General features: G+C 57.8%; 26 protein-coding genes and 3 tRNA genes. 3 read left to right on the forward strand and 26 right to left on the reverse strand.

Annotation, left to right across the window (positions count from 1 at the left end):
- Nucleotides 1-161: 161 nt before the first annotated feature.
- From IPM27_01690 to IPM27_01775, 18 genes are all read right to left on the reverse strand, one after another.
- Nucleotides 162-250 (reverse strand) — tRNA-Leu (locus tag IPM27_01690).
- 8 nt (nucleotides 251-258) lie between these two features.
- A tRNA-Cys gene (locus tag IPM27_01695) sits at nucleotides 259-332 on the reverse strand.
- Nucleotides 333-392: 60 nt separating this feature from the next.
- A tRNA-Gly gene (locus tag IPM27_01700) sits at nucleotides 393-468 on the reverse strand.
- Between the two features lie 80 nt (nucleotides 469-548).
- Nucleotides 549-1319 carry a TatD family hydrolase gene (locus tag IPM27_01705; GenBank protein MBK9160278.1) on the reverse strand — a complete coding sequence of 257 codons (771 nt, stop codon included), beginning with the start codon at nucleotides 1317-1319 and terminating at the stop codon, nucleotides 549-551.
- Nucleotides 1320-1321: 2 nt separating this feature from the next.
- Nucleotides 1322-2320 (reverse strand): DNA polymerase III subunit delta', encoded by a 999-nt coding sequence (gene holB / locus IPM27_01710; protein MBK9160279.1) that lies wholly within the window; start codon nucleotides 2318-2320, stop codon nucleotides 1322-1324.
- Between the two features lies 1 nt (nucleotide 2321).
- A complete protein-coding gene (locus IPM27_01715) occupies nucleotides 2322-2924 on the reverse strand; it encodes a dTMP kinase (GenBank protein ID MBK9160280.1) in 603 nt (200 codons plus the stop codon).
- Between the two features lie 130 nt (nucleotides 2925-3054).
- Entirely contained in the window at nucleotides 3055-4032 is a 978-nt protein-coding gene (mltG, locus tag IPM27_01720) for an endolytic transglycosylase MltG (GenBank protein MBK9160281.1), read from the reverse strand.
- On the reverse strand, nucleotides 4032-4841 hold the full coding sequence (gene pabC, locus IPM27_01725; protein MBK9160282.1) for an aminodeoxychorismate lyase: 810 nt from the start codon (nucleotides 4839-4841) through the stop codon (nucleotides 4032-4034). Before pabC ends, mltG begins: the two co-directional genes overlap by 1 nt.
- 182 nt (nucleotides 4842-5023) lie before the next feature.
- Entirely contained in the window at nucleotides 5024-6256 is a 1233-nt protein-coding gene (fabF, locus tag IPM27_01730; GenBank protein MBK9160283.1) for a beta-ketoacyl-ACP synthase II, read from the reverse strand.
- Between the two features lie 44 nt (nucleotides 6257-6300).
- Nucleotides 6301-6534 carry an acyl carrier protein gene (gene acpP, locus IPM27_01735; GenBank protein ID MBK9160284.1) on the reverse strand — a complete coding sequence of 78 codons (234 nt, stop codon included), beginning with the start codon at nucleotides 6532-6534 and terminating at the stop codon, nucleotides 6301-6303.
- Between the two features lie 109 nt (nucleotides 6535-6643).
- Nucleotides 6644-7270: an SMC-Scp complex subunit ScpB gene (gene scpB / locus IPM27_01740; protein MBK9160285.1), complete on the reverse strand. Its 627-nt coding sequence runs from the start codon at nucleotides 7268-7270 to the stop codon at nucleotides 6644-6646.
- Between the two features lie 76 nt (nucleotides 7271-7346).
- Nucleotides 7347-8150, reverse strand: a complete 804-nt coding sequence (locus IPM27_01745) for a segregation/condensation protein A (protein ID MBK9160286.1) — start codon at nucleotides 8148-8150, stop codon at nucleotides 7347-7349.
- 6 nt (nucleotides 8151-8156) lie between these two features.
- Nucleotides 8157-9359 carry a tryptophan--tRNA ligase gene (locus IPM27_01750; GenBank protein MBK9160287.1) on the reverse strand — a complete coding sequence of 401 codons (1203 nt, stop codon included), beginning with the start codon at nucleotides 9357-9359 and terminating at the stop codon, nucleotides 8157-8159.
- Between the two features lie 4 nt (nucleotides 9360-9363).
- Nucleotides 9364-10011 (reverse strand): site-2 protease family protein, encoded by a 648-nt coding sequence (locus tag IPM27_01755; GenBank protein ID MBK9160288.1) that lies wholly within the window; start codon nucleotides 10009-10011, stop codon nucleotides 9364-9366.
- A 151-nt stretch (nucleotides 10012-10162) separates the two neighbouring features.
- Nucleotides 10163-10792, reverse strand: coding sequence for a threonylcarbamoyl-AMP synthase (locus IPM27_01760; protein MBK9160289.1), 630 nt, complete (start codon nucleotides 10790-10792; stop codon nucleotides 10163-10165).
- Nucleotides 10792-11664 carry a PHP domain-containing protein gene (locus IPM27_01765; GenBank protein MBK9160290.1) on the reverse strand — a complete coding sequence of 291 codons (873 nt, stop codon included), beginning with the start codon at nucleotides 11662-11664 and terminating at the stop codon, nucleotides 10792-10794. The genes IPM27_01760 and IPM27_01765 overlap by 1 nt, the downstream gene beginning before the upstream one ends.
- A gap of 156 nt (nucleotides 11665-11820) precedes the next feature.
- Nucleotides 11821-12132: an RnfH family protein gene (locus IPM27_01770; protein ID MBK9160291.1), complete on the reverse strand. Its 312-nt coding sequence runs from the start codon at nucleotides 12130-12132 to the stop codon at nucleotides 11821-11823.
- On the reverse strand, nucleotides 12129-12566 hold the full coding sequence (locus IPM27_01775; GenBank protein MBK9160292.1) for a type II toxin-antitoxin system RatA family toxin: 438 nt from the start codon (nucleotides 12564-12566) through the stop codon (nucleotides 12129-12131). The genes IPM27_01770 and IPM27_01775 overlap by 4 nt, the downstream gene beginning before the upstream one ends.
- Nucleotides 12567-12725: 159 nt before the next feature.
- Here IPM27_01775 and smpB point away from each other — a divergent pair, with 159 nt between their 5' ends.
- The 3 genes from smpB to msrA all read left to right on the forward strand — a co-directional run bounded on the left by smpB (nucleotide 12726) and on the right by msrA (nucleotide 15045).
- Nucleotides 12726-13175, forward strand: a complete 450-nt coding sequence (smpB, locus tag IPM27_01780) for an SsrA-binding protein SmpB (GenBank protein ID MBK9160293.1) — start codon at nucleotides 12726-12728, stop codon at nucleotides 13173-13175.
- Nucleotides 13176-13598: 423 nt separating this feature from the next.
- A complete protein-coding gene (locus tag IPM27_01785) occupies nucleotides 13599-14084 on the forward strand; it encodes a hypothetical protein (GenBank protein ID MBK9160294.1) in 486 nt (161 codons plus the stop codon).
- 454 nt (nucleotides 14085-14538) lie between these two features.
- Nucleotides 14539-15045 carry a peptide-methionine (S)-S-oxide reductase MsrA gene (gene msrA, locus IPM27_01790; protein MBK9160295.1) on the forward strand — a complete coding sequence of 169 codons (507 nt, stop codon included), beginning with the start codon at nucleotides 14539-14541 and terminating at the stop codon, nucleotides 15043-15045.
- Between the two features lie 9 nt (nucleotides 15046-15054).
- On the opposite strand, the gene IPM27_01795 is transcribed toward msrA, so the two are convergent.
- The 8 genes from IPM27_01795 to bamA form a co-directional block, all read right to left on the reverse strand.
- Nucleotides 15055-15510, reverse strand: coding sequence for a DUF4149 domain-containing protein (locus IPM27_01795; protein MBK9160296.1), 456 nt, complete (start codon nucleotides 15508-15510; stop codon nucleotides 15055-15057).
- Nucleotides 15511-15622: 112 nt separating this feature from the next.
- A complete protein-coding gene (gene rnhB / locus IPM27_01800) occupies nucleotides 15623-16207 on the reverse strand; it encodes a ribonuclease HII (GenBank protein MBK9160297.1) in 585 nt (194 codons plus the stop codon).
- Entirely contained in the window at nucleotides 16204-17355 is a 1152-nt protein-coding gene (gene lpxB / locus IPM27_01805; GenBank protein MBK9160298.1) for a lipid-A-disaccharide synthase, read from the reverse strand. The genes rnhB and lpxB overlap by 4 nt, the downstream gene beginning before the upstream one ends.
- 177 nt (nucleotides 17356-17532) lie before the next feature.
- Nucleotides 17533-18303 carry an acyl-ACP--UDP-N-acetylglucosamine O-acyltransferase gene (lpxA, locus tag IPM27_01810; GenBank protein MBK9160299.1) on the reverse strand — a complete coding sequence of 257 codons (771 nt, stop codon included), beginning with the start codon at nucleotides 18301-18303 and terminating at the stop codon, nucleotides 17533-17535.
- A gap of 23 nt (nucleotides 18304-18326) precedes the next feature.
- Complete coding sequence (gene fabZ / locus IPM27_01815; GenBank protein ID MBK9160300.1) at nucleotides 18327-18764, reverse strand: 3-hydroxyacyl-ACP dehydratase FabZ; 438 nt, start codon at nucleotides 18762-18764, stop codon at nucleotides 18327-18329.
- 11 nt (nucleotides 18765-18775) lie between these two features.
- Nucleotides 18776-19810 (reverse strand): UDP-3-O-(3-hydroxymyristoyl)glucosamine N-acyltransferase, encoded by a 1035-nt coding sequence (gene lpxD, locus IPM27_01820; protein MBK9160301.1) that lies wholly within the window; start codon nucleotides 19808-19810, stop codon nucleotides 18776-18778.
- Nucleotides 19811-19815: 5 nt separating this feature from the next.
- Nucleotides 19816-20334 carry an OmpH family outer membrane protein gene (locus IPM27_01825; GenBank protein ID MBK9160302.1) on the reverse strand — a complete coding sequence of 173 codons (519 nt, stop codon included), beginning with the start codon at nucleotides 20332-20334 and terminating at the stop codon, nucleotides 19816-19818.
- Between the two features lie 139 nt (nucleotides 20335-20473).
- On the reverse strand, nucleotides 20474-22750 hold the full coding sequence (gene bamA / locus IPM27_01830; protein ID MBK9160303.1) for an outer membrane protein assembly factor BamA: 2277 nt from the start codon (nucleotides 22748-22750) through the stop codon (nucleotides 20474-20476).
- Nucleotide 22751 lies beyond the last annotated feature (1 nt).

Consider the following 22751-nt stretch of genomic DNA (forward strand, 5'->3'; position numbering starts at 1 on the left):
TAACTCTTCAGATAAGAATTGCTTTGTCGGGAACAATTTTCTAGTTAAAAACCACCCCCATACCCCCCCCATACCACCCCCATACCACCCCCATACCACCCCCACCAAATATTTTTTGGAAATAAAAAAAGGACCTACGAAATCGTAAGTCCTTGATTCTATGGTGCCCGGAACCGGAATCGAACCGGTACAATCCTTTCGGATCGACGGATTTTAAGTCCGTTGTGTCTACCAATTTCACCACCCGGGCGGGTTCTTTGGAGGCGAGACCCGGAATCGAACCGGGATAGGCGGATTTGCAATCCGCTGCATAACCATTTTGCTATCTCGCCCTGTTGCAATTCAACGGCTTGAAATGAGTGAGGGAAAGCCAGAATGCTTTCCCTCGGATTTGGAGCGGGAGAAGAGTCTCGAACTCTCGACCTATACCTTGGCAAGGTATCGCTCTACCAACTGAGCTACTCCCGCGAAACGAGTTGCGCATTATAGGGATATTCAAATCCCTGTCAATAATCTTGCTGAAAAATTATTACGGGAGACTTCCTTGCTCAATTCTCCAGCCCGAATAAACGCATGAAATTTTCCGTGGTACATCTGCCAGTTTCTTCCAGACTGATGCCGCGCAGCGCGGCAATCTCTTCTGCGACGTGTTTCACATAAGCAGGTTGATTGAGCTTGCCGCGATGCGGCACGGGTGCCAGATAAGGCGCATCGGTCTCGATCAGGATGCGTTCCAAAGGCACGCGCCTGGCTACCTCCTTGAGTTGTTTCGCATTTTTAAACGTGACGATGCCGGAAAAGGAGATGTAGAAGCCCATCGCGAGCGCGGCCTCCGCCACCTCCCATGTTTCGGTGAAGCAGTGCATCACGCCGCCAGCTTCCCCCGCCTTCTCCTCGGCCATCAGGCGCAATGTATCGGCAGCAGCCTCGCGAGTATGGACGATCAGCGGCTTGCCGGTCTCCCGTGCCGCGCGTATGTGGGTGCGAAAGCGCTCGCGCTGCCATTCCAGGTCGCCCTTCAGTCGGAAATAATCCAGACCGGTCTCACCGATGGCGATGACTTCTGGATGGCGGGCCAGCTCGACCAGGCCGGCAACGCTGGGTTCCTCAACATCCTCGTAGTCGGGATGTACGCCGACCGAGGCATAGAGATGCCCATGTCGTTCGGCAAGCGCCAGCACCTGCGTAAAATCCTTCAGGTTGACCGAAACGCATAGCGCGTTGATCACATCGTTCTGGCGCATATGCGCAAGGATATTGTCCAGATCGTCAGCAAGTTCCGGAAAATTGAGATGGCAGTGCGAATCGACAAAAGGCATGGCTATGCAAGCATCAACTGGCGATACGCCAGCAGTATGGACTCGAAAAATAATCTGGAATTAAGAGTGTGCTGCGCCTCGCGTTTTGCGGTTTGCAGGTACTTCTGCAACCGTGCGAGATTTAGCGGTTCAATGGGCTCGATCAGTTTTTTGATTGTCGCTTCTTCGCCGGGATGATAGCGCAGCCTGCCCGCCAGTTTCATCGAACTCAGGTCGTAACACCATTGCTGCAACCACTGCACGACCAGCGTCTGCTCGGTCTTCTGCAGCGCCTCGGCCAGCGCGAACACATCCAGCGCGGAGGGTTGGCGCACTGCGCGCAGTAGTTTGGCGCGTTCTTCGCTGCCCAGTTGCTCATCCAGTTGCACGGCTTGCAGCGGTGCAAATCCGGAAGCGGCCAGCGCTTCACCTGGATTTTCTACCCCCTGCTCTTTCAGCCATCCGGTAGCGCTTATAGTATCGGGAGCCGGTAGCGCAAAGGATAAACAGCGGCTCAGAATGGTCGGCAACAACTGTTGTGGCTTGTGTGATACCAGGATGAACAGCAGATCCTGCGGCGGTTCCTCGAGGTTTTTCAATAATGCATTCGCGGCATTGACGTTCATCGCCTCGGCGGGATGGATGAGAACCACACGCCGGCCTCCCTGATGGGCGGACATGCCAAGGAAATCGGCCAGGCTTCTGACCTGCCCCACGGAAATCTGTTTGCTGGGTTTTTTGCCGGATTCGTGTTCATCGACAGCCTGGCTTAACGCATCCGGCTGCAGCAAGCGAAAATCGGGGTGGGAGCCTTGTTCGAACCAGTGACAAGAAGGACATTTTCCGCAGGCAAGACTGGCCCCCTTTGGCTGTTGGCACAACATGGAGCAAGCCAGATTCATCGCCAGATCGAACTTTCCGATACCTTTATTGCCCTTTAACAGTAGGCCATGCGGCGGGCGCTTGAGTAGCTCTTGCAGACGCCCCCAATCATCTTTCTGCCAAGGATAATTATTTTTCATATCAAATAGATGAAACTATATTTTCAAGCTCTTTCTTGATTTCTTCTATGGTTCGTGTGGCGTCGATTACGGCATAGCGTTGCGGATTCTGTTGAACACGCCTGTGATATCCGGCACGTACCCGCTCGAAGAAATCGGCCTGCTCCTGCTCGAAGCGATCCAGAGAAAGATTGTTCGACAGTCGTTCCCTTGCAACTTCGACCGGCACATCGAAGAACAGGGTCAGGTCGGGTTGCAGATCTGGATGCACCCATTGTTCCAGTCGCTCCAGTTTTTCCCAGTCCATTCCCCGTCCGCCACCCTGATAGGCAAAACTGGCATCCGTGAAACGATCCGACAGGATCCACTTTCCGCTTTGCAGGGCCGGTTTGATGACTTGGTCGATGTGTTGCATCCGTGCCGCGAACATCAGCATCGCCTCGGTGCCAATGCTCATCGGCTGATTGAGCAGGATTTCCCGCAGTTGCTCGCCCAACTGCGTGCCGCCCGGCTCACGCGTCACCACCACATCAATACCGCGCCTGCGCAATTGATCGGCGAACCAATCCAGATGGGTACTCTTCCCAGCCCCGTCCACACCCTCTAGCGTAATGAATTTACTCATAAATCCGTTCTCAGAGCGAGCCGCGGTATTGCGTGCCCGGTCATTCCTCGTCTATCAAATCGATATGTTTCGTCATTCGTTGCGCGGCTCCTTGCGCATCATCACGGAAAACTAATATCGGGCGATATCGTTATTTTTGATACTGGTTCACCGCGCGGTTGTGTTCGCTCAGACTGCTGGAGAAATGGGAGCTGCCATCACCGCGCGCCACGAAGTATAACGCGTTGGTCTGTGCCGGATGCAACGCAGCCCGTAGCGAGTCCAGCCCGGGTAAGGCGATTGGCGTTGGCGTCAGCCCGGCACGGGTATAGGTATTGTAGGCGGTATCGGCAAGCAGATCCCGCTTGCGCAGGTTTCCGTCGAACTTGTCTCCAATGCCGTAGATCACCGTCGGATCGGTTTGCAGCAACATTCCCTTGCGCAGCCTGTTCACGAACACCCCGGCAATCATGGCGCGATCCGCCGCCGCGCCGGTCTCTTTTTCGACGATGGAGGCCAGGATCAATGCCTGATAAGGGTTTTCCAGCGGCAGATTGGCTTCGCGCATTTCCCATACCGTCCGCAGATGTTGTTGCATGGCCTGATAGGCGCGCTGGAAAATGGCCAAGTCGCTGCTGCCCGCAGCAAAATGATAAGTGTCTGGAAAGAACAGTCCTTCTGGATGGGGTTCCGTAGCGCCGATACGTTTCAGGATCTCGGAATCGTCCAGGTTCGAAGTCTCATGCCTTATGTCCGGGCTGGCATCCAGTGCGGCGCGCAGCTGCTTGAATGTCCATCCCTCTATGATGCTTATCCGGCGCTGCCTGACCTGACCATCGCTGATGATCTTCATCAGCTCCAGCGGCGAAACCGGATGAGACAGTTCATAGCTCCCTGCCTTGAGCTGACCGGATTTACCGAGCAATCGTACCAGCCAGACGAACGCCCAGTCCTGTTCCAGCAGTCCAGCCTGCCGCATTTCCCGCGCCATCCCCTTCAGACTGCTGCCCTGCTTCAGTTCGAACTCGAAAGGCGTGGCAGGCAATATCAACGGGCGGTATGCGTAATATCCCGTCGCGGATACTGCGAGCAATATCAATAACACAAAAGGGAGGAACAGCTTGCGCATCACGAACCGGTCGTTTCAAGGTGATTGCGGATCCGTGTCGCAACGGGAAAATCGGTCCAGCGACGCTGCCCCAGTTCGCGTATCGGCCACAACCCGATGATGCTGTTTACGACAAACAGTTCGTCTGCATCCATCGCTTCATCCAGCTTCACTTCGCGTATGTTCAACGGGATATTGTGATGCGCCGCCCATGCCATGACACGGTCGCGCTGCACGCCTGCCACACCGCAATTCGACAAGTCTGGGGTAATGAGTTCTCCCCGCGACATCAGGAACAGGTTGCTGCGCGTTCCCTCGATGACGTTATCCGCCGTGTCCAGCGACACCCCTTCAGCGAGCTCAGTACCTTGCAGTTCTGCGGATGCCAGCACGTTTTCCAGCCGATTGAGATGCTTGACGCCCCCCAGCAAGGGTTGATGACTGAGGCGCAAGCGGCAAATTCCCGCCTTGATTCCTTTTGTTGCATGGTCGGCAGGATAGGCTGGCAGCGGTGAAACATCCCAGATTCTGGTCGGTGAGGCATGTGCGGAAGGAGAATACCCGCGCGTGCCCGCGCCCCGCGTGACGATGATCTTCACCACCCCGGCGGAATATCGTTCGAGAAGGACATCCAACTCCGCGGAAAGCGTAGCCACGTCCGGGCAGGCGATACCCAGTGCATTGCAGTCGTGCTGAAGCTTGAGGTAATGCAAGGGCCAGTGTGAAGCCTTGCCCTGTTCGATACGCAGGGTGCGGAACACGCCATCGCCGTAGAGCAGACCGCGGTCGCGGATGCTGATCGAACTACCGGGGACTCCGTTGATCAGCATCGTGATCAGCCGGGAAAAAACACTTCACCACAAAGGGCACAGAGATCACGAAGATTTTTCATGGGATTGAACAAGGTTGGCTATCACCTGCTGGTTGCTCGATTTTTTCGAGCAACCAGCAGATTTTTCTTCGCCTCCTTCGTGTTCTTCGCGGTTCAAATACGTTTTAAGGAGGCAGAACGCTAAATTTTGCGGAACACCAGCGAGCCGTTGGTTCCGCCGAAACCGAAATTGTTGTTCACCGCCACATCGATCTTCATGTCGCGCGCGGCGTTCGCACAATAGTCCAGATCGCACTCTGGATCCTGCTCAAAGATATTGATGGTCGGTGGCGAGATCTGGTGATGGACCGCCAGCGCGCAGAACACTGATTCCACGCCGCCCGCACCGCCCAGCAAGTGGCCGGTCATCGACTTGGTGGAATTCACCACCAGCTTTTTGGCATGATCGCCGAAAGCCAGCTTGATCGCGTCAGTCTCGTTCTTGTCCCCCAGTGGCGTGGAAGTGCCGTGCGCATTGACGTATTGCACCTGGTCCGGATTCAGCCCGGCGTTGCGCAACGCGTACAACATGCTACGCTTCGGGCCGTCGGTATTCGGTGAGGTGATATGGTAGGCATCACCGCTCATGCCGTAACCAGCCAGTTCCGCGTAAATCTTTGCCCCGCGCGCCTTGGCATGTTCGTACTCTTCCAGAACCAGCACGCCGGCACCTTCGCCGATCACGAAACCATCGCGATCCTTGTCCCATGGACGGCTGGCCGTGGCCGGATCGTCGTTGCGCGTGCTCAACGCACGTGCCGAAGCGAAACCGCCGACGGCCAAGGCGCTGACTGTCGCCTCGGAACCGCCCGCGATCATCACGTCCGCATCGCCATATTCGACGATACGTGCGGATTCGCCGATACAGTGTGTACCGGTGGTGCAGGCGGAAACCATCGCCAGGTTCGGCCCCTTCAGGCCGTACATGACTGACAGGTTGCCGGAGATCATGTTGATGATGGTGCCGGGAATGAAGAACGGGGAAATCTTGCGCGGGCCGGACGCCAGATAATCGTTATGCGTGTCTTCGATCATCGGCAGGCCACCGATGCCGGAACCGATGTTCACGCCGATGCGTTCGGCATTCTGCTCATTGACTTCCAGGCCTGAGTCCTTGAACGCTTCGATGCCTGCCGCAAGACCGAAATGGATGAATCGGTCCATGCGGCGCGCATCCTTGGCGGAAATGAACTGCGTGACATCAAAATCCTTCACTTCTCCGGCAACTTGTGAGGCCATCGCGCTGGCGTCGAAGTGAGTGATATTGGTTACACCAGACTTCCCGGCGACGATATTCTGCCAAGCCAAAGGAATCCCGAGCCCGACCGGGGAAACGATCCCCAGCCCGGTAATGACGACTCTGCGTTTAGACAAACTGACCCCGTTTCAGAACAGAAATTAAAGAAGATGCGGCTTGATTACTTTTGATGCGCCAGCACGTAGTCGATGGCCTGCTGTACGGTAGTGATCTTCTCTGCGTCTTCGTCGGGGATCTCGCATTCGAATTCCTCTTCGAGGGCCATCACCAGTTCGACGGTATCCAGCGAATCTGCGCCCAGATCGTTAACGAAAGAAGACTCGTTCTTGACCTCGGCTTCATTCACGCCAAGCTGTTCGGACACGATCTTTTTAACGCGTTGTTCAATAGACATTTATATCTCCCACCCTAGTTGTTAATTGAAGTTGAAAAGCGTGGCGATTGTATCAAAGTTGCCCTGAATTCCAAATAACAACTTTTGCAATCGCCCGGGTTGCTGTAGCTCACTGTTTCTCAGGGTTGTTATCGCCCTGAAAAGGGGTTGACGAGTCAATGGGTTGTTCTTGAGCGCCGGTTTCGGTGGGGCCGTTATCCGTTGCATCCTGTTCGAGCAATGCGCCGATCTCTTCCAGTGGCGGCAATTCCTGCAGGGTGCGCAGGTTCAGGTCGTCGAGCATCTGCCGGGTGGTGGCGAACAGCTCGGGCTTGCCCGGCGTATCCCGGTTGCCGACCACTTCTATCCAGCCGCGAGCCTCCAGCGTCTTGAGAATCTGTGCCGAGACCGCTACGCCGCGTATCTCTTCGATATCGCCACGGGTGACGGGTTGATGATAGGCGATGATGGCGAGCGTCTCCAGCACCGCGCGGGAATAACGCGGAGGCTTCTGGGGGTTCAGCCGGTCAAGATAGGTTTGCATCTCCGGCTTGGCGCGAAAGCGCCAGCCGCTGCTCACACGGGTCAGTTCCACTCCGCGCCCCTGCCATTCCTGTGCCAGTTCATCGAGCAGGGTCTCGATCTGGCGGTTATCCAGCGATACATCGCTGAGTTTCTTCAATTCCGGTACGGGCAACGGTTCCGTGGAAGTCAGCAGCGCAGCCTCCATCACATGTTTGAACTGTTGTGTGTTCATCTTTCCGCCAAACAGGTCGATACGGATATCACCACCGTCGTTCACGCCGGTTCCGCCCTCCACGGGCGACGACGCCTCATTCGGCAATGGCTCGATTTGATCGGACATAGATGCTCCCCAATGTTTCGCTTTGTTGAATTTCCACCAGATATTCCTTGGCCAGTTCGAGGATGGCGATGAAGGTCACCACCAGCTTGGCCACACCGCTTTCCACATCGAACAACTGGTCGAACGCGACGTATTCGCCGCCTTTCAGACGGCGCAGGACATGCGTCATCTGCTCACGCACCGAAAGCTGTTCACGCAACACCTTGTGGTGCCGGTTGAGTTTCGCGCGCGCCAGCAGCCCCAGCCATGCCTGGCGCAGATCCTCGACGCCGACATCCGGCAGGCGCGCCTGCACGGTACGTTCGATCATCACCTGCACCACCTCGAAATCGCGCCCGGCCTGCGGCAGTTCGTTGAGCCGCTGTGAGGCCAGCTTCATCTGCTCGTATTCCAGCAGGCGGCGCATCAGTTCGGCGCGCGGGTCGTCGCCCTCTTCCTCGCTGGCCCTGGGCGGGCGCGGCAGCAACATGCGCGACTTGATCTCGATCAGCACTGCCGCCATCAGCAGGTATTCCGCCGCCAGCTCGAGGCGATGCTCCTGCATCATTTCGATATACCCCATGTATTGCCGGGTCAGTTCCGCCATCGGGATGTCCAGCACATCAAGATTGTGCTTGCGGATCAGGTACAGCAACAGATCCAGCGGCCCCTGAAAGTTCTCCAGCACCAGTTCCAGCGCATCCGGCGGGATATAAAGGTCGCGCGGCAACTCCAGCATGGGTTCGCCATGGATGCGGGCGACCGGATGAAGGATGAGTTGTTCGCCGCTCATGGCCGCTCAGTTATAGCTCAGGCCGACCGCTTCGCGCACATCGCGCATCGTCTCGGAAGCCAGCTTGCGTGCTTTCTCGCAGCCGTCCGCGATGATGTTCTGTACCAGGGTCGGATCGTCCAGGTACAGTTGGGCGCGCTCCCGCATCGGGCGTTGCTCCTCCAGCACCGCATCGATCACCGGCTGTTTGCATTCGATGCAGCCGATACCGGCGCTCTTGCAGCCCTGCATCACCCATTGCTGGGTGGCTTCGTTGGAATAGACCTGATGCAACGACCATACCGGGCACTTGTCCGGATCACCCGGATCGGTACGGCGGATGCGCGCCGGGTCGGTCGGCATGGTCTTGATCTTCTTGCTGACGCTGACTTCATCCTCGCGCAGGGTGATGGTGTTGTTGTAGGACTTGGACATCTTCTGCCCGTCCAGACCGGGCATCTTTGAAGCGGCCGTGAGCATCGCTTCGGGCTCGGACAGGATCATCTTGCCGCCGCCCTCCAGATAACCGAACAGCCGTTCGCGGTCGCCGTGGCTCAGGCTCTGCTGTTCGTCCAGCAATGACTTGGCTGCTTCCAGTGCCTCGTCGTCGCCCTGCTCCTGATAGCGGGTACGCAGTTCACTGTAGAGCTTGGATTTCTTGCCGCCCAGTTTTTTGACTGCCGCTTCCGCCTTTTCCTCGAAGCCGGGTTCGCGTCCATAGATATGGTTGAAGCGGCGCGCGATCTCGCGGGTGAATTCGATATGCGGCACCTGGTCCTCGCCGACCGGCACATGGGTGGCGCGGTAGATCAGGATGTCCGCGCTCTGCAACAACGGATATCCCAGGAAACCATAGGTGCTCAGGTCCTTTTCGGACAGTTTTTCCTGCTGGTCCTTATAGGTCGGCACGCGCTCCAGCCAGCCCAGCGGCGTGATCATCGACAGCAGCAGGTGCAGCTCGGCATGTTCCGGCACGCGCGACTGGATGAACAGCGTGGCGTGGGCCGGATCGACACCTGCCGCCAACCAGTCCACCACCATATCCCATACGTTCTGCTCGATGACCTGCGGGGTGTCGTAATGCGTGGTCAGCGCATGCCAGTCGGCCACGAAGAACAGGCATTCGAATTCGTGCTGCATCTGCACCCAGTTTTTCAATACTCCGTGGTAATGCCCCAGATGCAGACTTCCGGTGGGACGCATACCCGATAACACGCGATCAGCAAACATACTTTTAAAGTCCAACTAACATGAAAAGAATCCGTTCCACCATTCCGACCAGCGGGAACAGTATCCAGCCGAGCACCGGCGTGATGGCCATGAATATCAAAATGAACAAGCCGTAAGGCTCGATCAAGCTCAACTGGTAAGCCTGGCGATGCGGCAACAGGCTGACCGCGACCCTGCCGCCATCCAGCGGCGGCAACGGCAACAGGTTCAGCACCAGCAATATGACATTGATCTTGATCCCGATCACCGCCATACCCATCAACGGATCGGCAAAATAATTATCCGGGGACGCCCATGCCATTTTATAGAGCAACGCCCAGCCCAGCGCCATCAGCAGATTCGATGCCGGTCCGGCGATCGCCACCCACAGCATGTCCTGCTTGGGCCGGCGCAACGCGCTGAAGTTTACCGGAACCGGTTTGGCCCAGCCGAACAGCACGCCGCCCAGCATCAGTGTCAGCAACGGCAGCAATATTGTACCGACCGGATCGATGTGGCGCATCGGGTTCAGCGAAATGCGCCCCGCCGCATAAGCCGTCATGTCGCCGAAATGCCGGGCCGCAAAACCATGCGCCGCCTCGTGCAGGGTGATGGCGAACAGGATGGGGATCGCGGCGATGATTACGGTCTGTATCAGTTGATCGATTTGCATAATTTTTCATCCACGAAAAACACGAAAGTCACGAAACAAATCGACTGCTTCCCGAGCGAAGCATACTCACCCGCATGATGACTCCGGGAATCATCGCAAGACTCTGCTCGTGTCTTTTCGTGTCTTTCGTGGACAAGTGCTTTTTCCAAGATTATTCCTCGATTCCGAACGGCGCGATTGCGCCCTTGCCCCGGCGCAACAACTGCGGCGTATCGCCGGTCAGATCGATCACGGTGGTGAAATCCGCCCCCGCGTGCCCGCCATCGATCACCAGATCGACTTTCTTCTCCAGCAGGTCGCGGATCAGTTCGGCATCGTTCAGCGGCCAGACCTCGTCGGGCAGGATCAGCGTGGAACTGGACATCGGCTCGCCCAGTTCCTCCAGTAGCGCCAGCGCGACCGGATGGTCGGGGATACGGATGCCGATGGTGCTGCGCTTGGGGTGCTGCAGGCGTTTCGGCACCTCCTTGGTCGCTTCCAGGATGAATGTGTAACTGCCCGGCGTATTGGCCTTCAGCAGGCGGAACTTGCTGTTGTCCACGCGCGCGAAACGCGATATCTCCGACAGGTCGCGGCACATCAAAGTCAGATTGTGCTGCTCGTCCAGTTGGCGGATCTGGCGGATGCGCTTCACCGCGTCCCGGTCATCCAGATGACAGCCCAACGCATAACAGGAATCGGTCGGATACACCACGATACCGCCGTCGCGCAGCATCGCCGCCGCCTGGCGGATCAGCCGCTGATTCGGATTGTCGGGGTGGATGGTAAAGAATTGTGCCATCAGGCCACCTTCAGACCGGGAGTGTGCTCCCAGCTTTCCCATACCGGACGGCAACCCAGCGGGAAATCCGGCAGCCGTCCCATATCGCGCCAGCTTTCCCCCGGTCCGTGGAAATCCGAACCGCACGAACACATCAGATTGAACTCGCCGGCATAGCGCGCGAACTCGGCATATTGCTCCGGCGTGTGGCTGCCGGTCACCACCTCGATCGCCTGCCCGCCGCACTCGACGAACTCCGCCAGCAACTCGTGCATGGTCTTCTTGCCCATGCCGTTGCGGCCGCACATATACCGTCCCGGGTGAGCCAGCACCGCCACGCCCCCGCTGCCGCGTATCCAGCCGACCGCATCCGCCAGCACCGCCCATTGGTGGGGCACATAGCCGGGCTTGCCTTTCACCAGATAACGGTTGAACACGCTCTTCACATCCTTGCAATGTCCAGCCTCGACCAGATAGCGCGCGAAATGGGTGCGCCCGATCATGTTCGGATTGCCGGTATGGCGGTATGCGCCCTGCAACACGCCGCCGATGCCAGCCTTGGCCAGCGAGTCGGACATTTTTTGCGCCCGCTCGCCGCGACCGCTACGGACGGTGGACAGACCCTCGACCAGCGGCGGGTAATGCGCGTCGATGCGCAAGCCGACGACATGCACGGTATGGCTGCGCCACGTCACGGAAATCTCCACGCCGTCGATGAAGGCCATGCCATGTTGCACGCAAGCCGCGCGCGCCTCATCGAGCCCGTCGACATCGTCATGGTCGGTCAGTGCCAGTACTTTCACGCCGCGCTCGGCAGCGCGCGCAACCACCTCGGCCGGCGTGAGCGCACCGTCGGAATGACGGGAATGGCAATGCAAATCGTAGTCAAGCATCTTCAGAGCCGCTCATTAACCGACAGCCCCTTACCCCCATCCCAACCTTCCCCCTGCAAGGGGGAAGGAGCAGATTTTCCTCCCCCTTGCAGGGGGAGGATCAAGGCGGGGATAGAAATTTCCGGATTTCGCATATTCAAAAATTCACGGCAGCATTCATGCATCGCCGCCACCCTTCTTCATAACCTTCCCCTCCTCGGCCCGCTTTCGTCGCACCTCCTTCGGATCGGCGATCAGCGGACGGTAGATCTCGATGCGGTCCCTGTCGCGCAACACGGAATCCCCCTTGGTCAGCTTGCCGAAGATGCCCAGCTTGCTGGTGGAAATGTCGATCTCGGGATGCTTGTCGAGAATGCCGCACACCTTGATCGCCTCCGTCACCGTCGTTCCGGCAGGCACGGCTTGTTTGAGCAATAGTTGCTCGTTGGGCAGGGCATAAACCACCTCGATGTCGATCTTGTCGCTCATACGCTTGGATAAACCTTTTCCGCTCGATGGATGAAGGCATCCACGAAACTGTTTGCAATGTAATGGAACACCGGCCCGATCAGCTTCTCCAGCAGCTTGCTGGAAAACTCATAGTGCAGGCGGAATTCTATTTTACAGGCCGAATCGTTCAGCGGGATGAATCGCCAGTGTCCATCCAGATGCTGGAACGGCCCCTCCTGCAACGTCATGTCGATCTGGTGCGGGGGCGTGCGCACGTTCTCGGTGGTGAAATGCTGCTTGATATGGTGGTAATTGATATGCACCGTGGCGTGTACCGTCGAACCATCCAGATGGGTCACGTCCGCACCGCCGCACCAGGGCAGGAACTGCGGGTATTCCTCCACGCGATCCACCAGGTTGAACATCTGCTCCGCGCTGTGCGGAACCAGCACTGTTTTCTCCACTAACGCCATTCCAATTCGCCTTCTTCGCGATAACCTTGTTGACTACGCTGCGCGGCACCTCGTTCTCGCTTTGAACGCGAAGCGGAACCAGCGAGAATGAGCTGGCGCAACAAAGCCGTATTCCAAAGGCTGGTAGAATAGCCGAACACACCGCAAAACTCACCTGATATGAGCATCATCCAGAATAAAAAAGCCTTCCACGAATTCTTCATCGAGGACAAATACGAAGCCGGCATCATGCTGGAAGGCTGGGAAATCAAGGCCATCCGCGCCGGACGCGCGCAGCTCAAGGAAGCCTACGTCACCGTCAAGGACGGTGAACTGTACCTGCTCGGCTCGCACATCAGCCCGCTGGCCAGCGCCTCCACCCACATCCACCCCGACCCCACCCGCACCCGCAAACTGCTGCTGCACAAGGCCGAGATCGACAAGATCATCGGCAAGGTACAGCGCGCCGGCTATACCCTGATGCCGCTGGACATGCACTACAAGCGCGGCCGCGTCAAACTCGAGATCGGCCTAGCCAAAGGCAAGAAGCAGCATGATAAGAGAGCCACTGAAAAAGAAAAGGATGCGAAGCGGGAAGCTGCCGCCGCAATGAAGAAGGAACGCCGGTAGTATAGGTTTGCGAGCTTGCGGCGCAGGCTCACATGCGCTTGCGCATGTTAAGCCCGCAACTCGGGCGGCCGGAGCCACAAGCGGGCGAGCGAACATGAGGCACAAAATAGGCCGTTCGGCATATTGTCCTTAAGGCAGATTTATTGCAGCATTCAGGCTCGCGTTGTCATCAATCGAAAGGAGTCGGTTTTTCTATGAACACATCACATCCCGGAAACAATTCGACTCCGGCACATTTCAGTACTGGCAAACACGTTCTTGGCGAGATCGATTCCTACGGTGATAATGTTCATGGACTTCTCCTTTCGTGGTGTTGATGAAATGTTAGAAATTCCATCTTGGCACTCGTTGCCGCCTGCGGATACTTCTCCGCAACCTCGGGACGGGGAAGTCCCTTTCATTCGTTAGGCGTCAGGAGGAATCGTGGCACGAGTTCCCTTTGGAAGAAGTTACCATGACCCTCGACGGACCAATAGCTTCCTAGATACGTGCGCCTTTGATCCGAAATACGCCCCCGAGGACGAAGCAGCGCGGGAAATCCATCGCATTGCCAAGGAAGGAAGCATTAGCGTCCTACTGGCACACTCCAACCAAAAGGAGATTGAGCATCCGAATACTCCGGAGGACGTAAAGCGCGAAGCACGATCGATGATCTATACGGTCGAGACCGCTTTGACGTCCGGGGAGCGTACGCAGAAGGCGGAAATTCACCGCATCCTAACTGGGAATGGGAAGCCCGAGAAATATGCCGCTGATGCGACGCATGTCTTTGAAGCAGGAAAATACATCGGCTACTTCATTACTGCAGATCGTCGCGTCCTTGACAAGCGGGATGAGTTACGCGAAGTGAGTCCGGCGATAGTGCTCACACCGAGCGAGTGGCTTCGCATATACCGTGAAGAAGGCTAGTCTGTGCATTCTCACCATCTAGGCCCCGTCGGCACCTTCTTCCAAGTAATTGCCGCTATTGCTTCCGCCGCCCTGGGCTTCATTGTCTGGCCTGCACTAGAGGGCATTCTCACCGGATCCGTCCTGTTTACCGTGGGCTACATTTTTGTCCGTCTTCCTCAGATGCTTGCGACCTATCAGCGAAACGGTGCAAAGATCCTATTGGCCTTAGTTTATCTAATTGTCGGAAACTGCCTGTTGTCAGGGGCTTTCTACGGGTTGGGACGGCTTGTATCGTGGGCTCTGCACTGATTCTGACGCCTAACACTGCGCTCCAAGGGACGCTACACGATAAAGCCGTGCAGGCCACTAAACTCAGACGTTGAAGCCTGCCCTTCTCCAAATGCCCCTCCCCCTCATCCTCCTGCTGACCCTCTTCTCCACCGCCAGCCTCGCCCAACCCCAAGGAGCCGCCATGACCGCCAACAAACAACAAACCGCCTACCTCGCCGGGGGCTGCTTCTGGGGTATGGAAGAACTGGTGCGCCAGATTCCCGGCGTGCTGGAGACTGAGGTGGGCTATACCGGCGGCAATGTGCAGAACGCGACCTATGAAAATCACAACGGCCATGCCGAAGGACTGAAGATCGTGTTCGACCCCTCGCGGCTTACCTACCGCCATCTGCTGTTCGAGTTCTTCCGCATGCACAACCCGACCACCCGTAACCGGCAGGGCAACGATGTCGGAACTTCGTATCGCTCGGCGATCTTTTATGTCGGTGATGAACAGAAACACACAGCCGAGGAAGTGATCCGCACCGTGGATGCTTCAGGGGATTGGGGTGCGAAGGTGGTGACGGAAGTGGTGCCATACCGCGAATTCTGGCGCGCCGAGGAATACCACCAGAACTACCTGGTCAAGCACCCGCAGGGGTATACCTGTCACTACATCCGGCGATACGGTCTGGGCGAAGACAAGTAGCGGAACCGGCTAACCCCACGCCACCCCGATCACCACTACGCTCACGGTCAGCAGCCCCAGCGCCAGATTGACCGCGACCAGCTTGCGTATCCTGCCGAGCAGTTCGCCCGCTTCCTTCCAGCGCTGCTTGGCGACATGCAGGCTGAACGGCACGTAGCAGCCGAAGAACACGTAGCCGTAGATCGCCATCATCGCCAATCCCAGCACCAGCATGATATGCACGTGGCGCGGCACATGGGCGATGCCGCCGTACAGGTAGATGAGGTAGAAACCGGTGACCAGCAGCGCGCCGACCGCGCCCCACACCCAGCCGAAAAAGCGGTGGAACACGTTGTCCCACAGGCGCAGGCGCTCCGGTGGTTGCAGGACGTCCACGGCAGCGGGACGCAGCACCATGTAGGCGAAGAACATGCCCCCCACCCAGACCAGCACGGCAAACAGATGAATGAGTTTGAACAGGATCATGGTTTGATTCCGGTCTATTTAGAATGTAGGAGCGCAACTCGTTGCGCGATTGAATCGCCCGATAAATCGGGCTCCTACGATGAGGTAATACGATACCTGAAAAACCGCTTTCTCATCCATGATGATGGGATAAAAGTTCCCGCACCGGTTTGAAACTCCTGCGGTGCACATCACTGACGCCGTGTTCGCGCAATGCTGCGAGGTGCGATGCGGTGGGATAACCCTTGTGGTCGGCAAAGCCGTAGTGCGGGTATTGCTGGTGCAGTTGCAGCATCAGTTCGTCGCGCGCGGTCTTGGCCAGGATGGAGGCAGCGGAGATCGCCGCAACCTTGCTGTCGCCCTTGACGATGGCCTGGCTGGGGATGCCGGTCTGCGGGCAATACAGGCCGTCCACCAGCACCTGATGCGGCTGGATGTCCAACGCCAGCACGGCACGGCGCATCGCCAGCAGCGTGGCCTGCAGGATGTTGAGCCGGTCGATCTCCCCGACTTCGGCATACGCGACCGCCCAGGCCAGCGCGCGTTCGCGGATGACGGGCGCCAGCGCATCGCGCTTCTTCTCGGACAGTTTCTTGGAATCGGCCAGCCCCGCGATGGGATTGGCCTCGTCGAGGATGACTGCCGCCGCGCTCACCGGTCCGGCCAGCGGGCCGCGCCCTGCCTCATCCACGCCGCAGATAAGCACGACATTGGTCATGCGGGTAAATATGGAAGGATAGCCGCCGCCGCTTTCTGCGCGGTGTTCTGACGCAGCGTGCCATGCAGGGCATGGAACGTCTCTTCAAGCTCCGTTACCGCATCTTCGTCGTTAACCAGGTTCAGCAGCGCTTGCGCCAGATTCTCCGGCGTGGCGTCTTCCTGGATCAGTTCCGGCACGACAAAGCGTTCGCACAGGATATTCGGCAGTCCGAAATAAGGCTGGTAGCGCTTGCGCTTGATCATCCACCAGGAGAACGCCGGCATGCGATAGGTGATCACCATCGGGCGCTTGAGCAGGGCGCATTCCAGCGTGGCGGTGCCGGACGCGACCAACACGCCGTCGGCGGCGATCATCGCGTCCTGCGCATGGCCGAACAGCAGCGTGATCGGCAGTTGTTGCGCATCGCAATCGTACAGCGCCTGCTCGAAGATACCGCGCGTCTCGCGGCTGACCAGCGGCACCAGGAAGCGCGCCTCGGGGAATTGGTTCAGGATCAGCCGGGCGGTCTCGATGTAGGTATGCGCGAGATGTTTGACCTCGCTCTGGCGGCTGCCGGGCAGGAACGCGAAAACCCTGGCCAGCAGCGGGATGCGCATCGTCTCGCGCATCTCGGCACGGTTGGGCTGTTCGGGCAGCATGTCGGCGAGCGGATGCCCGACATAATCGACGGGTACGCCGGCCTGCTGGTAGAGCTTGGGTTCATGCGGGAACAGCGCGAGCATGTGGGTTACGGCACGCTTGATCTTGTGGATGCGTTCGCCGCGCCATGCCCAGATCGACGGGCTGACGTAATGGATGGTCGGGATGCCGTGCTGCTTGAGCGACATTTCCAGGTCGAGGTTGAAGTCCGGCGCATCGATCGCGATGAACAGGTCCGGGCGGTCTGACAGGAAGCGTTCGCGCAGCTTGCGGCGGATGCCGACGATCTCGCGGTAATGGCGCAATACCTCGACATAGCCGCGCACCGCGAGCTTTTCCATCGGGAACAGCACTTCCATCCCGGCGGATTGCATCTTCGGGCCGCCGATGCCGATGAAGTCGATCCCGGGACGCGCTTCCTTGAGTGCCTTCATTAGGTGGCTGCCGAGCAGGTCGCCGGACGCTTCGCCCGCGACGATGCCGATTACGATTCTTTTCTGCTGCATGGGGAAACCTGTAGATTCAGAAAAACAGCTCTAACCACGAAGGACATGAAGTTCACGAAGAAAGCCAGCAGATCAAATGGCCTGACAGGAAAATCCTGATGGGTATAGCGAAAAAAGTTGCCATATATTTCTCTTCGAGGCCTTCGTGTTCTTCGTGGTTAATTGCAGTTTGCAGAGTTAGCGGACGATGCCGCGTGTGGAGGTCGCGAGGAAGTCCGACAGCAACTGCAACTCGGCATGTTCGGCCAGTTGCGCTTCGATGGCGGCCTTCGCCTCGTCCAGGCTCAGGCCGGACTTGTACAGCGTCTTGTAGGCGCGCTTGATCGCCATGATCGCCGGGCTGGAAAAACCGCGACGTTTCAGTCCCTCCGCATTGATGCCGTGCGGCGCGGAAGGATTGCCGGAAGCCAGCACATAGGGCGGCACGTCCTGCAGCAGGATCGTGCCCATGCCGGTGATGATGTGCGCGCCGATCTTGACGAACTGGTGCACCACGGTAAAGCCGCCGAGGATCGCGTAATCGCCGACTTCGACGTGTCCGGCCAGTTGCGCGTTGTTGGCGAAGATGGTGTGGTTGCCGACCTGGCAGTCGTGCGCAAGATGCACGTAGGCCATGATCCAGTTGTGATTGCCGACACGCGTCACGCCGACATCCTGCGCAGTGCCGAGATTGAAGGTGCAGAACTCGCGGATGGTGTTGTGGTCGCCGATCTCCAGACGGGTCGGTTCGCCGGCATATTTCTTGTCCTGCGGGATCTCGCCCAGCGAACAGAACTGGAAGATGCGGTTGTGGCAACCGATGCGCGTGTGGCCGTCGATCACGACGTGCGGGCCGATCACTGTGCCCGCGCCGATCTCGACATGTTCGCCGATGATGGAATATGCGCCGACCTCGACATCGTCGGCGAGCCGCGCGTTCGGATGGATGATAGCTGTCTGGTGGATCATGTGAACCTCTGGCGAATCCGGGATCAAGCCACCGACTTGACCGTGCACATCAATTCGGCTTCTGCGGCCAATTGTCCATCGACTTCTGCAGATGCCTTGAATTTGAACACGCCGCGCATACTGCGGGTGAGTTCGACCTTGAAGATCAGCTGGTCGCCGGGCATGACCGGACGCTTGAAGCGTGCCCCGTCGATGCCGGCGAAGTAATACACCGATTTTTCATCCGGCTTGGATTCCATCGACTTGAACGACAGCAACGCGGCGACCTGCGCCATCGCCTCGATGATCAGGACGCCGGGCATCACCGGATGATGCGGGTAGTGTCCCGGGAAGAACGGCTCGTTGATGGTGACGTTCTTCAGCGCGACGATGTTCTTGCCCGGTTCCAGCGACAGAACGCGGTCCACCAGCAGGAACGGATAACGGTGCGGCAAATTCTCAAGAATTGCGTGGATGTCCATTTGAATGCTCATCATTCTTTCCTTTTCAATAATTCGAGTTCTTGTTCCAGAGCCCTGATGCGTTTGGCCAGTTCGTCGAGATGGCGCAGATGCACGGCATTCCTGCGCCAGTCGTCCAGCCTGGCGAATGGGTAGATCGCCGCATAATTGCCCGGCTCGCGTATCGATTTGCCGATCAGCGTATGCGCCGCGACCTCTACGTGGTCGGCGAGTTGCAGGTGTCCCAGTATCCGCGCGCCGCCGCCGATCAGGCAATAGCGCCCGATCACCGCGCTGCCCGCAATGCCGGCGCAACCCGCGATCGCGGTGTGCGCGCCGATGCGCACGTTATGTGCGACCTGGATCTGGTTGTCCAGCTTGACCCCGTCCTCGATCACCGTATCGTTCAGTGCGCCTCGGTCGATGGTGGTATTCGCGCCGATCTCGACGTCGTTGCCGATCACCACCCGGCCGATCTGCGGGATCTTGATCCAGCGCCCTTCGTCCATCGCGATGCCGAACCCGTCCGAGCCGATCACCGCGCCGGAATGCGCGATCAGGTTATCGCCGATCACGCAGTCGTGGTAGACCACCACGCGCGGATACAGGCGCGCATGGCTGCCGATGGTGACATTGGCGCCGATGCAACAGCCTTCGCCGATCACGCTGGACTCGCCTATGTTCGCCCCCTCACCGATCACGGCTGTCGCCGCGATGCTGGCCGACGCTGCAATTTTCGCCGTCCCGGCAACGACCGCATCGGGATGTACTCCGGGCCTGATTTCTGCCAGAGGATTGAGCAAGGCGGAAACCCTGGCGAAATAGGCATAAGGATTGTCCGAGACGATGCGCGGCAAAGGGGTCGAATCCGCATCCGCCTCACCGAGGATCACGGCCCCCGCTTTTGTACCGGCCAGTTGCGCGCGATATTTGCTGTTGGTCAGGAAACTGATGTGGTCGGGCTGTGCATTTTCCAGTGTGGCGATCTGCGCGACGCGCACACCGCCGTCACCCAGCACGCGCCCGCCGAGCCGGGCCGCGATGTCAGCCAAGCTAAAGGTGGACATGCGGCTTATTTGCCGTCCTTGCCGCCGTTCGTCTTGTCGTCGGCGAGATACTTGATCACCTTTTCGGTGATATCGATAGCGGGATTGCGATACACCGCTTCCTGCAGGATCAGGTCGTATTTCTCGGCATCGGCGATCGCCTGGATCGCCTTGTTGGCACGTTCCAGCACAACGGCCAGTTCCTCGTTCTTGCGCAGGTTCAGATCCTCGCGGAACTCGCGCTGCATGCGTTGCAGGTTGACATTCAAGCCGATCAGTTCACGTTCCTTGTTGCGGTGATCGGCATCGGACAGCTTGTTGCCTTCTTTTTCCAGTATGGTTTGCAATTCTTTCGCCTGCTTCATCAGTTTCTTGATTTCCTGATTGCGCCCGGAGAATTCCTTCTCGATCTTTTTTTCCGCCTTCATGGCCGGCGCCGATTCGCGCAGCACGCGCTCGGTATCCACTACGCCCACCTTGAAATCATCCGCATAAGCCGGTGCCGCAGCGAGCAACACAGCCAAGAGTCCCGCTTTAATCGTCATTCTCATCACACACTCCTTACATATTTCATTGACCGGCCACCATGCGACTGCTTCATGATCCCGTCTGGTGGATATCCAGTCGTTCCATCATGGCCAGCGGCCATGCTACCTTCTATCGGCAGTCAGGCAAAGCCATGCATCAGAACATCGAACCGATGTTGAACTGGAACTTCTGCACCCTGTCCACCGACTGTTTGTTCAGCGGTACGCCGTAGCTGAACTTGAGCGGTCCCGCCGGAGAGATCCATGTGATCGCCACGCCCGTAGAATACCGCAATCCCGCACTGCCCGGCAGGTCGCCCGGCCCATAGACCGCGCCCGCATCGATAAAACCGCTCAGGCGAACCGACTTCGTATCCTTCATACCCGGGAACGGCATCAGCAATTCTGCGTTACCCACTACGCGTCGCGTACCGCCCAACACCGCGCCGGTGGAATCGCGAGGCCCCAGCGAATTGGATTCATACCCCCGTACCGAACCGGTGCCGCCGGCATAGAAGTTCTTGAAGAACGGGAACGGCTTGCTTCCATAACTGCCGGCCAAACCAAACTCTCCGTTCATCATCAGGGTGATATCGTCATTCACCGGATGGAACCACTGATGCTGGTAATTCAGCTTGTAGTAGCGCATATCGAACACCGGCAATGCGATCTCCGCAAAGGCACTCTGCATCGTCCCTGAGGTGGTGTAGATCGCGCTGTCCCGGCTGTCCCTTCCCCAGCCTATCGTTCCCAGCAGGTTCCTGTTGGTGGCCCCGAAGGTGTTGACATAGTTGACCAGACGCGCCGGACCTGTAGGCAGCACGCCCAGATGAGTCCGCTCGAACGACAGGCCATAACGGATGGTCTCTTCTTCGGCAATGGGCACCCCGAACTGCACGCCGCCCCCTAAAGTATGTGAGGAATACTGGCTGACCGCCGTGCTGCGAGAATCGGTATTGCGCTTAAAAAGATTGAAGCCGCGGCTCACGCCTTCGTCGGTAAAGTACGGGTTGGTATATGAGAATGAATAAACCTGGTTGACCTTGCCCGTATTGAGTTGGACGGCCGCATGATTGCCGCTGCCGAACAGGTTGGCTTGTGTAATACCTCCCGAGAGTGAGAAGCCATCACCTTGCGAATAACCCGCACCCGCCGAGATGCTGCCCGTTGACTTTTCCTTTACCGAGACATTCACGTCCATCTGGTCGACAGTTCCCTGTACCGGCGGGGTCTCCACATTCACTTCATCGAAGAAGTCCAGCCTGTCCACGCGCTGCTTGGACTTCTTGATCTTGTCCATATCGAACCAGGCACCTTCCACCTGGCGGAATTCGCGGCGGATGACCTCATCGCGCGTCTTGTCGTTGCCTGCGATATTGATGCGACGGATATAGACACGCTGGCCGGGATCGACCACGAAGTTGAATGCCACTTCATGCTTTTCCTTGTTAATTTCGGGGATCGCGTTCACGTTGGCGAAGGCATACCCTTCTTTCCCCAGACGCTCTCCGACCAGCTTGCTGGTCTCGGTCAGGGCATTGCGCGAGAAGGTATCGCCCGCCTTCACCTGGATGAGGCTCTCGACCTCCTCCTTCGGGATCAGCGTGTTGCCTCCGACCTCGACCTTGGAGACGGTGTATTTCTCGCCCTCGCTGAAATTGATGGTGATATAGATGTCCTTCTTGTCCGGCGTGATGGAAACCTGCGTGGAATCGATGTTGAACTCCAGGTAACCGTTGTCCATATAGAACGAACGCAACACTTCCATGTCGGCGGAAAGCTTCTGCTTGGAATATTGGTCGTTATTGCTGAACCAGCTCATCCAGTCGGGCGTGCTGAGTTTCATTTTTTCCAGCAACTCATCCTCTTCATACGCCTTGTTGCCGACCAGGTTGATCTGCTTGATCTTGGAAACCTCACCCTCCACGACGTTGAATGCGATGCCGACCCGGTTGCGCTCCAGTTCGGTGACGGTGGTCGTGACGGTCACGCCATATTTCCCGCGTGCCACATATTGGCGCTTCAACGACTGAGCAGCCTTGTCCAGCGCATTCTTGTCGAAGATGCGCGCCTCGGCCAGGCCGGCGTACTTCATGTTGTCCTTGAGCTGGTCCTTGGAGAAATCCTTCACACCGCTGATCTCGATGCTGGCGATCGAAGGACGTTCGCGCACCAGTACGATCAGCACACCCTGCTCGACCTCCAGGCGCACATCCTTGAAGAACCCGGTTCCATACAAGGTACGGATCGCCGTGGCGGCATGCTCGTCATCCATGACATCACCAACCTTGACCGGCAGGTAACTGAAGACCGTACCCGCTTCGGTACGCTGGATTCCCTCGACACGGATATCCGTGACGGTAAAGGGCACGATCGCCCAGGCGGGAGACACGAAAAGCAGTGAAAGGATTCCCGCCAGTTTTTTCTTGTTCATC

It is taken from the genome of Nitrosomonadales bacterium, assembly GCA_016716325.1.
GTDB lineage: Bacteria > Pseudomonadota > Gammaproteobacteria > Burkholderiales > Gallionellaceae > Gallionella.